Annotated in this window: 5 protein-coding genes and 1 pseudogene; 1 reads left to right on the top strand and 5 read right to left on the bottom strand. The window is 68.0% G+C overall.

The annotated features are described in order from the left end of the window. Positions 1–254 precede the first annotated feature (254 nt). Positions 255–513, top strand: a pseudogene (locus ACSEEN_RS18960) (IS30 family transposase); the annotation flags it as partial. A gap of 88 nt (positions 514–601) precedes the next feature. On the opposite strand, the gene ACSEEN_RS18955 reads toward ACSEEN_RS18960, so the two are convergent. From ACSEEN_RS18955 to ACSEEN_RS18935, 5 genes are all read right to left on the bottom strand, one after another. Beyond that, complete coding sequence (locus ACSEEN_RS18955) at positions 602–2,572, bottom strand: glucose PTS transporter subunit IIA (protein WP_440714033.1); 1,971 nt, start codon at positions 2,570–2,572, stop codon at positions 602–604. 1 nt (position 2,573) lies between these two features. Continuing rightward, the gene (murQ, locus tag ACSEEN_RS18950; RefSeq protein ID WP_440714032.1) at positions 2,574–3,500 is read right to left on the bottom strand and encodes an N-acetylmuramic acid 6-phosphate etherase; all 927 of its coding nucleotides are present in this window, start codon (positions 3,498–3,500) and stop codon (positions 2,574–2,576) included. Positions 3,501–3,544: 44 nt separating this feature from the next. Then, positions 3,545–5,644, bottom strand: a complete 2,100-nt coding sequence (locus ACSEEN_RS18945) for a glucose PTS transporter subunit IIA (RefSeq protein ID WP_440714031.1) — start codon at positions 5,642–5,644, stop codon at positions 3,545–3,547. Positions 5,645–5,688: 44 nt separating this feature from the next. Then, positions 5,689–6,459, bottom strand: coding sequence for a glucosamine-6-phosphate deaminase (nagB, locus tag ACSEEN_RS18940; RefSeq protein WP_247866982.1), 771 nt, complete (start codon positions 6,457–6,459; stop codon positions 5,689–5,691). Between the two features lie 347 nt (positions 6,460–6,806). Beyond that, a complete protein-coding gene (locus ACSEEN_RS18935) occupies positions 6,807–10,148 on the bottom strand; it encodes an error-prone DNA polymerase (RefSeq protein WP_440714030.1) in 3,342 nt (1,113 codons plus the stop codon). Between the last annotated feature and the right edge of the window lie 39 nt (positions 10,149–10,187).

Raw genomic sequence — 10,187 nt, 5'->3', positions numbered from 1 at the left:
CGAAGGCGCGGTCACCACTAACTGGAAACGTGCCCTTGAGCAACTCTCACTCGCGTATCCAGACCGTATCAACCATCACCTATAAATCGAATACCTGATCGACTTACACGGAAAAGTTGACAAGCTCTGACTCGAAGGATCACACGGTGGCCGCTCTACGTCCGTCCCGACACGAAGTCGGAGACGATCTCGGCCACCGAGTTACACCACCTTATGGGGCACTACTAAGAAGGCCATTCCCCGACACGACGATGATTTCCGAACACACCGGCATCCCCGTGTTCTTCTGCGATCCGCACAGTCCGTGGCAACGCGGTTCCAACGAGAACACCAACGGCCTGTGTTCCACCAGTACTTCTCGAAGGGCGATGACCTCCACCAGTACTCGCAGAAACTGCCTGAACGCAGTCGGCGCCGAATTGAACGGCCGCCCGCGGTAAACAACTCGGGTGGCGTATCCCGATGAGAACCTCGATCATGCCCGTAAGGACACCGGTGGTGCATTGCACCTGACTTCGACGTATCCTGGTATTTCAGACGCCCCGGTGTCGCCTCTGTCTTTCTGGACATGCGCCCGGGGCTTTGTCATCTGGGCTAACGACTACCCCTTGCCGGTCACCGTCACGACCGCGGCCGGGTCGTCGAGCGACGGGCTCGACACGTCGAAGTCCTTGCCGTTCATCACGATCACCGGGGTCACCAGCGAGGGCACCTTGGCGCCGATCGCCGCGAGGTCCGCACGGATGACCGGTGTGCCCGCCGACACGCGGTCGCCCTTGGCCGCCAGCGCCTCGAAGCCGTCGCCCTTGTGCGCGACGGTCTCCAGCCCGATGTGCACCAGGATCTGGACACCGTCGTCGGTCGTGACAGCGAAGGCGTGCTTGGTCGGGAAGACCATGGTGAGCACGCCGTCGACCGGACTGGTGAACACCTCGCCGGTGGGCAGCACCGCGAATCCCGGTCCCATCGTGCCTGCGGAGAACATCTTGTCGGGCACTTGATCCAGCGGGATCACCTCGCCGTCGACGGGCGCGGCGACTCTCACCTTGGTCAGCAGTGCGGTGGTCGCCCCGGAAGCCGGGGCGGCTTCGCTCGGGCCACCCAGCGCCGGGTCGGCCTCCAACTCGCCGAACTCGTCGTCGTCGCGATTGTGCTCCTCGAGGAGTTCCGGGGTGAAGCCGAAGAAGTAGGTGAACAGGAAGCCGGCGACATAGCCGGCCACCAGGCCGATGACGTAGGCCATGATCGCGTAGCCCTGCCCCTTGCTGCTGTCGACCAACGGCAGCAGTGCCCAGCCGGACGGCCCGATCGCGGTGGCACCGAACGGCGCGACGAACTGATTGAACGCACCGGCCACGGCGCCGCCGACCGCACCGCCGAGACACGCCGTGATGAACGGGCGCCCGAGCGGTAGCGTCACGCCGTAGATCAGCGGCTCCCCGACGCCCAGGATGCCGACCGGCGTCGCGCCCTTGATGGTGTCGCGCAGGGCGCGGTTCTTGCGGAGCTTGAGATAGACCGCGATCGACGCGCCCACCTGACCGGCGCCGGCCATCGCCAGGATCGTCAGCAGCGAGGTGTAGCCGGACTGCTCGATGAGCGCCATGTGAATCGGGATCAGCGCCTGGTGCAGGCCAAGCATCACCAGCGGCAGGAACAGGCCGCCGAGGATGAAGCCCGCCGCCACCCCGGAGTGCTCCAGCAGCCAATCGGCACCGTTGCCGATGCCGGTGGCGATCCAGTCGGCCACGAACATGAAGACGTAGATGGTCGCCAGCCCCGAGACCAGCAACGCGATCGTCGGCGTCACCAGGATGTCGATCGCGTCGGGGATCCGTCCGCGCAGCATCCGCTCGATCCAGGCGCACAGCGCGGCGGCCAGGATCGCACCGATCACGCCGCCCTGCCCAGGCGACAACTCCACCTGCCCGAAGCCGGGCAACGAGTAGTGGACGTCGGCGACGCCCGGGAATACGATGATCGCCGCCACCGCCCCGCCGAGCGCCGGGGTGCCGCCGAACTCCTTGGCGGCGTTGATACCGGCGAAGATCGCCAGGTAGGCGAAGAACGCGCCACCGATCACGGTCAGCGACGGCAGGATCGACTCGACCCAGCCCGGCGCGCCGCCGGCGGTGACCCAGTTGTTCAGCAGGCCGCGGATCGCCGCGACCAGACCGGCACCGATCAGCGCCGGGATCAGGGGGACGAAGATGTTCGCGATCTTGCGCAGCAGATTCTTGAACGGGGTGTTGTTGCGTTCCTTCTGCGCCGCCTTGATCGACGCGCCCTTGTCGGCGAGCGCCTTCGCGTCGTGCCCGGACGCCTCGAGCAGCCCACGGAACGCGGTGGTCACCTTGGTCACCGCGCCGGGTCCGAGCACGATCTGGAAGGTGTCGTCCTCGACCACCCCCAGCACACCCGGCACCTTCTTGACGGCGGCGACGTCGATCAGGCCGGGATCGACGGGCGTCACCCGCATCCGGGTCATGCAGTTCTCGACGGCGGCGATGTTCGACGCTCCGCCCAGCAGCGGGAGCAGCGCCTGCGCGGTCGCCAGGGACTTATCGGCCATGTCACGCCTCCTGATCGGAAGTGAGAGCGCCGCGGACAAAGCCGCCGGCGTCATCGAGTCGTCGTCGTGCGGCCGCCGCGTCGACGCCGGCGAGGATCATCACGATCGCGGTCTTGGCATGCCCGCCGGCCGCGTCGTACGCCGCCGCGGCCTCCGCCGCCGAGCACCCGGTGGCCTCGGCGACGATCCGCTGTGCCCGGGCGACCAGCTTCTCGTTGGTCGGCATCACGTCGACCATCAGATTCCCGTAGACCTTGCCGACCTGCACCATCGACGCGGTGGAGATCATGTTGAGGATGAGTTTCTGACTGGTGCCCGCCTTGAGCCGGGTGGATCCGGTCAGGACCTCGGGTCCGTTGTCGACCTCGATGGCGACATCGGCGTGCCCGCTGACCACCGCGCCCCGATTGCAGGCGACGGAGATCGTCGACGCACCGACGCCGCGGGCGTAGTCGAGACCGCCGATCACATAGGGAGTACGCCCGGAGGCCGCGATCCCGACCACCGCGTCGTCCGCGTTCAGACCGATGCCGGCGAGCTCGGTCGCGGCCAGCTCGGCCGAGTCCTCGGCGCCCTCGACCGCCTTGACGAAGGCCCGCTCACCCCCGGCGATCAGCCCCACGACCTGCTCGGGCGGGGTACCGAAAGTCGGCGGACACTCGACGGCGTCGAGCACCCCGAGCCGGCCGCTGGTGCCGGCCCCCAGGTAGACCAGCCGCCCACCGTTCCGGAAGGCCGCCGCGACGAGGTCGACGGCCGCGGCGATCTCGCCGATCGCCTCCCCCACCGCCTCGGCGACCTTCCCGTCCTCGGCGTTCATCACCGTCAGCAACTCGGTGACGCTCATCGCATCGAGTGCCGTCGTCCGCGGATTGCGCGTCTCGGTCCCCAGGTTCGCCAGGTTCTCGAGGTGTGCTGAATCGTCCACGATCCTCCCCTTATTCGTTTGTCGATCGGCCCGATTGGCCGCCGCTACCCCTCGCGAGGCGCCGTGGCGACGGCGATCACCGGATCACCGACCGACACCGGTCCCTCCGTCAGCGCCTCCACCGAGGCGAACTTCTTGGTGTTCATCACGACGATCGGCGTGATCACCGCGTAGCCGGCCTCCTCGATCACCGACCGGTCGAAGCGCACCAGCGGAGTCCCGGCCGTCACCTTCTGTCCGGCCTTGACGAAGACCTCGAAGCCCTCGCCGCCGAGGGCGACCGTGTCGATGCCGATGTGGATCAGCAGCTCGACGCCGTCGAACACCAAGCCGAAGGCGTGACCGGTCGCCTGCGCCGCCACCACCAGGGCGTCGGCCGGGGCGTAGACGGTGTCGCCGGTCGGCTCGATCGCGATGCCAGCCCCCATCGTTCCGCCGGCGAACGCCGCGTCGGGCACCTCCGACAGCGGGCGGGCGATGCCCTCGACCGGGGCGCCGATGAGCACCGTGCCGTCCTCGCGTTCCAGCACCGCGACCGAGGCCGCGGACGGGACGATCGCCGTCGCCTCCCCACCGCCGGTGTCCGCGACGATCGCGGCGGTCGCCGCGGCGACGTCGTCGCCGAGGTCGCCACCCTGCTCGGCCGCGCGCTCGGCGGCCTCGTCGGCGTCCCGCTGCAACTCGAACTCGGCCTGCTGCTCAGGTGTCCGGAAGCCGGAGAAGATCACCAGGAACATCGCGGTGAAGAAGGCCGCGGCCACCGCGATCCCGTACAGGAAGGTCGGGTAGAACACCGGGATGGTCAGCAGCGAGGTGAACGCGAAGGCGTTGGTCTTGACGCCGCCGCCGATACCGATGATCAGGCCGCCGACGAAACAGCCCACCAGCATCCGCGGATAGATCCGCTTGAAGCGCAGATGGATGCCGTACAGCGAGGGTTCGGAGATGCCGCCGAGCAGACCCGCCGCCAGCGCGCCGGTCGCCGTCTGTTTCATGTTCTTGTCACGCTGCTTCCAGGCCAGCACCAGCACGCCCGCGGTGGCGCCGAAGCACGCGAAGTTCCACGCACCCATCGGGCCCTGGATGAAGTCGTAGCCGAGGTTCTGGATGTTCAGCAGCATGATCGCGTTCAGCGGCCAGTGCAGACCCAGCGGCACCATGAACGGGTAGGCCAGCGGGATGACGATGGCGAAGATGAACGGTGAGAAGTCGTTGATGCTGCGCAGCACGTTGCCCAGGCCGGCACCGGCGTACACGCCGATCGGGCCGATCAGGAAGGCGGTCACCGGGATCATGATGAGCATGGCGAAGAACGGCACGAACACCAGGTGCAGGTTCTCCGGGATGATCCGCCGCAGCCCCTTGTAGAGCAGGCCCAGCACCGCCGCCATCAGCAGCGGCGGGAACACCTGCGAGCTGTAGTCGTTCAGGGTCAGCGGGATGCCGAAGATGTCGATGGTGTTGACGTCGAACCCGAAGATCTTGTGGTGCTGGATGTTCGGGTTGTCGAGGAAGCCCTTGTAGCCGGGCAGCATCAGCACCGCCATGATCGCGAAGCCCACCCACGGGTCGGCGCCGACCTTGCGTGAGGCGTTGTAGGCGATCATCAACGGCAGCATGACGAACACCGACTGCCAGCACAGGTTGATGAACTGCCAGCCGGGTGAGAGCGTCACGTCCGGCGAGTTCCACGCCGGGATCACCTTCAGGGAGGCCATCAGGGCCATGAAGGTGATGAACAACGACGCGCCGAGCAGCGCGCCGAGGATCGGCCGGAACGAGTCGGAGAGGAACTCGAACAGCGAGTCGACCCAGCTGACCTTGCCGCGCGGCCCCTTGGCGCGCGCGGCAGCCTTGATCGACGCGGCATCGTCTCCGCCGCCGGATCCGCCGCCCGCCATCGCGGGCAGACCCATGATGTCCTCGTAGACCGACTGAACGCCGCCACCGATGATCACCTGGTAGTGGTTGGCGCCCTGCGGCACGGCACCGAGCACCCCCGGGATCTTCTCGATCGTGTCCTTGTCGACCCCGCTGCCGTCGCGCAGTGCGAATCTCAGGCGCGTCGCGCAGTGCGTCAGCGATTCAATGTTCTGTGGGCCGCCGACCGCGTCGACGATCTGTGCGGCAGATTCCTTACTCATCGAACCTCCTGCTGTCGCGCGCCGCGGATCGGTCGCGTGAGCCTCTAGTGACCGGCCTGGTTCTCCGGCTTGTTGGTGTAGACGTAGCGGTAGTAGTCGGCGTCCCGCAGCTTGCTCGCGGCGGCCTCGTCGACCACGATCGTCGCGCGCGGATGCCACTGCAGGATCGACGCCGGGCACGACGCCGACAGCGGCCCCTCGACCGTCGCGGCGATCGCGGCGGCCTTGCCCTCCCCGGTGGCGACCAGCGCGAGGCGCCGTGCATCGCAGATGGTGCCGAGGCCCTGGGTGATCACATGGAAGGGCACCTGATCGAGATCGTCGTCGAAAAACCGCGCGTTGTCTCGCCGCGTCTTCTCGGTGAGCGTCTTGATGCGGGTGCGTGAGGTCAGCGACGATGACGGCTCGTTGAACCCGATGTGGCCGTTGCTGCCGATGCCGAGGATCTGGACGTCGACCGGGCCGACTTCGCCGATGAGCGCGTCGTAGGCGTCGGCGGCGATGCGGCTGTCCGGGGCCATCCCGTCCGGCGAGTAGACCTCGCCGATGTCGATGTGATCGGTGAAGTTGTCGCGGATGAACCGCGCGTACGACTCCGGGTGCGTCGGCGGCAGACCCACGTACTCGTCGAGCAGCACCGCGTCGACCCCGGCGAAGCTCAGGCCCTCCTCGCGATGGCGGCGGATCAGTTCACGGTAGGTCGGTAGCGGCGACGATCCGGTCGCCAGCCCGAGGGTCGTGGCGCCGCCACGAACGGCTCCGGTGATGATGTCGGCCATCACCTGTTCCGGGTGATCGGTGATCACGACCTCCATGTGCGTGCACTCCCTTTGCTGTCGTCTCCGTTGGCGATGGGCTGAGACTAACGCGCACGCGGGGCTCGTGTTATCCGATCCGGAATCGCTTCATCTCGGCGATCCGTTCGGACCGGTCCGTCGGGTAGACGTCGGGCGAACCTCGACGTGGGCGCGGCCAGCACGCCGGCACGGCCGAGTCTCCGGAGTCCGGATGCCGCGAGCGGTGCGAGATCACCGGAACCGTCCCGCGAGCGAGTGCCCACGCGCAGGTCTTGCCGGCCGATCAGTGATCGCGAAACGCGACCAGTCGATCTGCATCGGGGTCCGAGACGATCCGGTGCAGGTCGGACATAGACAGCTTCTACTCAGCACCAGTCCCGCGAGCGAGTGCCCACGCGCAGGTCCAACTGCTGCAGACGGTCGGCGACGACGGTCACCGCACCCTCCGCGTTCTGCACCTTCCCGCGGATCAGCAGCGCCGACGCGGTCTGGGCCAGCGTCCGGTACCGCGCCCACAGGCCGACCGAGCAGACCACGTTCACCATGCCGGTCTCGTCCTCCAGGTTGATGAAGGTGACGCCCGACGCGGTTGCCGGGCGCTGGCGGTGGGTCACCGCGCCGCCGACCGTGACGCGCGAGCCGTCGGGCACCGACAGCAGCCGGTCGGCGGGCGTCACCCCCATCGCGTCCAGCCGCGGCCGCAGATACTGGGTCGGATAGGTGTGCGGGGTGATCCCGGTCGACATCGCGTCCACCGCGGCCAGCTCGATGTCGGACATGCCGGGCAGCGTCGGCACCTGGCGCGGCGAGACGACGGGCAGCTGGTCTTCGCGCAGCCCGGCGACGGCGCCCGCCTCCCACAGTGCGGCACGACGATCCAGCCCCAGCGACCCGAACGCTCCCGCAGTAGCCAGCGATTCCAGTTGCGGCGCAGTCAATTCCGTGCGACGAGACAGATCGGCGACGTTCTCGTAGGGTCCTCGCTCCACACGTTCGGCGACGATCCGCTTCGCCGCCTCGTCGCCGAACGCGCGCACCGCACCGAGCCCGATCCGGACGTCGAGGCCGCCGTTCTCCAACTCCGCGTGCGCCAGCGACCGGTTGACATCGGGGTGGTGCACGGTGACGCCGTGCCTGCGCGCATCGGCCACCAGCGACTGCGGCGAGTAGAAGCCCATCGGCTGCGCGCGCAGCAGTGCCGCGCAGAACGCCGCCGGATGGTGCAGCTTGAACCACGCCGAGTAGAAGACCAGCGACGCGAAGCTCTGCGAATGGCTTTCCGGAAAGCCGAAATTGGCGAACGCCGCCATCTTCTCGTAGATCCGGTCGGCCAATTCCCCGGTGATCCCGTTGACGCGTTCCATGCCCTCGTAGAACCGGGCCCGCAGACGCTCCATCTTCTCCGGGGAGCGCTTGGAGCCCATCGCCCGGCGCAACTGGTCGGCCTCGGCGGTGTCGAACCCGGCGACGTCGACCGCCAGCTGCATCAGCTGCTCCTGAAAGAGCGGGATACCCAGGGTGCGATGGAGTGCCCGCTTCATCGACGGGTGCTCGACTTCGGAGTCCTCGTCGCCGTTTCGGCGCCGGATGTACGGGTGCACCGACCCGCCCTGGATGGGGCCGGGCCGGATCAGCGCCACCTCGACCACGAGGTCGTAGAAGTTACGCGGCTTCAATCGCGGCAGGGTGGCCATCTGCGCCCGGGACTCCACCTGGAAGACACCGATCGTGTCGGCGCGGCAGAGCATGTCGTACACGGCCTCCTCGGTTAGGTCGAGTTTCGCCAGATCCACCTCGATCCCCTTGTGTGCCTTGACCAGATCGATCGCGTAGCGCAGCGCGGAGAGCATGCCGAGGCCGAGAAGATCGAACTTCACCAGACCGACCGCAGCACAGTCGTCCTTGTCCCACTGCAGCACACTGCGGCCCTCCATCCGCGCCCACTCGGTGGGGCAGACGTCGGCGATCGGCCGGTCACAGATCACCATCCCGCCCGAATGGATGCCGAGATGTCTTGGCAGGGAGGAGATCTCGGAGGCCATGGCGCGGACGTCGTCGGGTGCGGAATCGGGCACCTTGCTCCACGCGTCCTGCTGACCGGGGTCGTAGCCGAGGGCGCGGGCCATATCGCGCACCGCCGACCGCCCGCGATAGGTGATCACATTGGCCACCTGTGCGCTGTACGCGCGGCCGTGCTTGGCGTAGACGTGCTGGATCACCTCCTCCCGGCGATCGGATTCAATGTCGACGTCGATGTCCGGCGGACCGTCGCGTTCGGGAGCCAGGAACCGCTCGAAGAGCAGCTCGTTGGCCACCGGGTCGACGTTGGTGATGCCGAGCGAATAGCAGACCGCCGAGTTGGCGGCGCTCCCTCTGCCCTGGCAGAGGATGTCGTTGCGCCGGCAGAAATCGACGATGCCGTGGACGATCAGGAAGTACCCGGGGAAGGTCAGCGCCTCGATGATGTTCAGTTCGTGGTCGATCTGCCGGTAGGCGTCGGGGCGCTGCTCGCGGGTGCCGTAGCGGCGGAGGGCACCCCGCTCGGTGAGCTCACGCAGCCAGCTCGCCTCGGTGTGCCCGTCCTGGACGTCGAACAACGGCAGGTTCGGCGCGATCAGTTTCAGCGAGAAGGCGCAGTCGGCCGCCACCTGCGCCGCGGTGTCGATGGCGTCGAGATGGGCGGGCAGCAGGCGCGCCATCTCGTCGCCGCTGCGCAGATGCGCTCCTCCGACACCGGGCAGCCACCCGGCGATGGTGGCGATGTCGGTGCGGGCCCGCACCGCGGCCACCGCCATGGCGAGTCGTCGTCGATCCGGGCCGGGGAAATGCGCCCCGGTGGTGGCGACGGCCGGCAACGCCAGCTCGGCGGCCAGCCCGGCCAGGACGGCGTTGCGCTCGTCGTCGTCACTGCACCCGGAAGCAGTCAGCTCGACCAGCACATTGTCCGGCCCGAAACGATCGGCCAACTCCCCCAACGATTTTCGTGCCGCAGCCACACCGCCGCGAGCCAGTGCCCGGCGCACCGATCCCTTCCGGCAGCCGGTGAGGATCAGCCAGTGCCCGGCGGCCGAGGAAGTGATCAGATCGGCGTCGTACCGCAGCACCCCCTTCCGGTCCCGGGTGCCCTTCGATGAACCGTCCCTGAGCTCCTTCGATGAGCGGTCCCTGAGCTCCGTCGAAGGGTCGCCACCGCGCATGTGCGCGTCGGCGATGGTCCGGGACAGTCGCCGGTAGCCCTCGGCGTCCCGGGCGAGCACCAGCAGATGCTCGCCCGGCGGATCCACCGCGCCCGCCCGTCGACGATTCGGCGACGAGGCCTCCACCGAGAGCTCCGCGCCGAACACCGTCGGCATGCCGTACTCCCGGGCCGCCTCGGCGAAACGCACCACCCCGTAGAAGCCGTCGTGGTCGGTCAGCGCCAGCCCGGTCAGGGCCAATCGCCGCGCCTCGGCGACCATCTCCTCCGGCATCGCGGCCCCGTCGAGAAAGCTGTAGGCGCTGTGCGCGTGCAATTCGGCGTACCGGATCGACGACTCCACCGGTTCCACCTCGTCGGGGAGGAACGTTCCCCGCTTGCGCGACCACGCCGGCGAATCTCCGCCGTCGCCCGGCACGTCCGGTTCGGCGAGTCTCCGTCCATCGGCCGGCCGGCCGGAGAGCACCCGCTCCATCTCCGACCAGCTCGGCGGCCCGTTACTCCATCCCACCGAATCATTTTAGAACGTACGTTCGATAGAGGCCAGCCA

It is taken from the genome of Gordonia marina (genome assembly GCF_052036135.1).
In the GTDB taxonomy this organism is placed as follows: Bacteria; Actinomycetota; Actinomycetes; order Mycobacteriales; family Mycobacteriaceae; genus Gordonia.
Note: the sequence above shows the minus strand (reverse complement) of the source record. Positions and strands in the feature narration are given on the sequence as shown.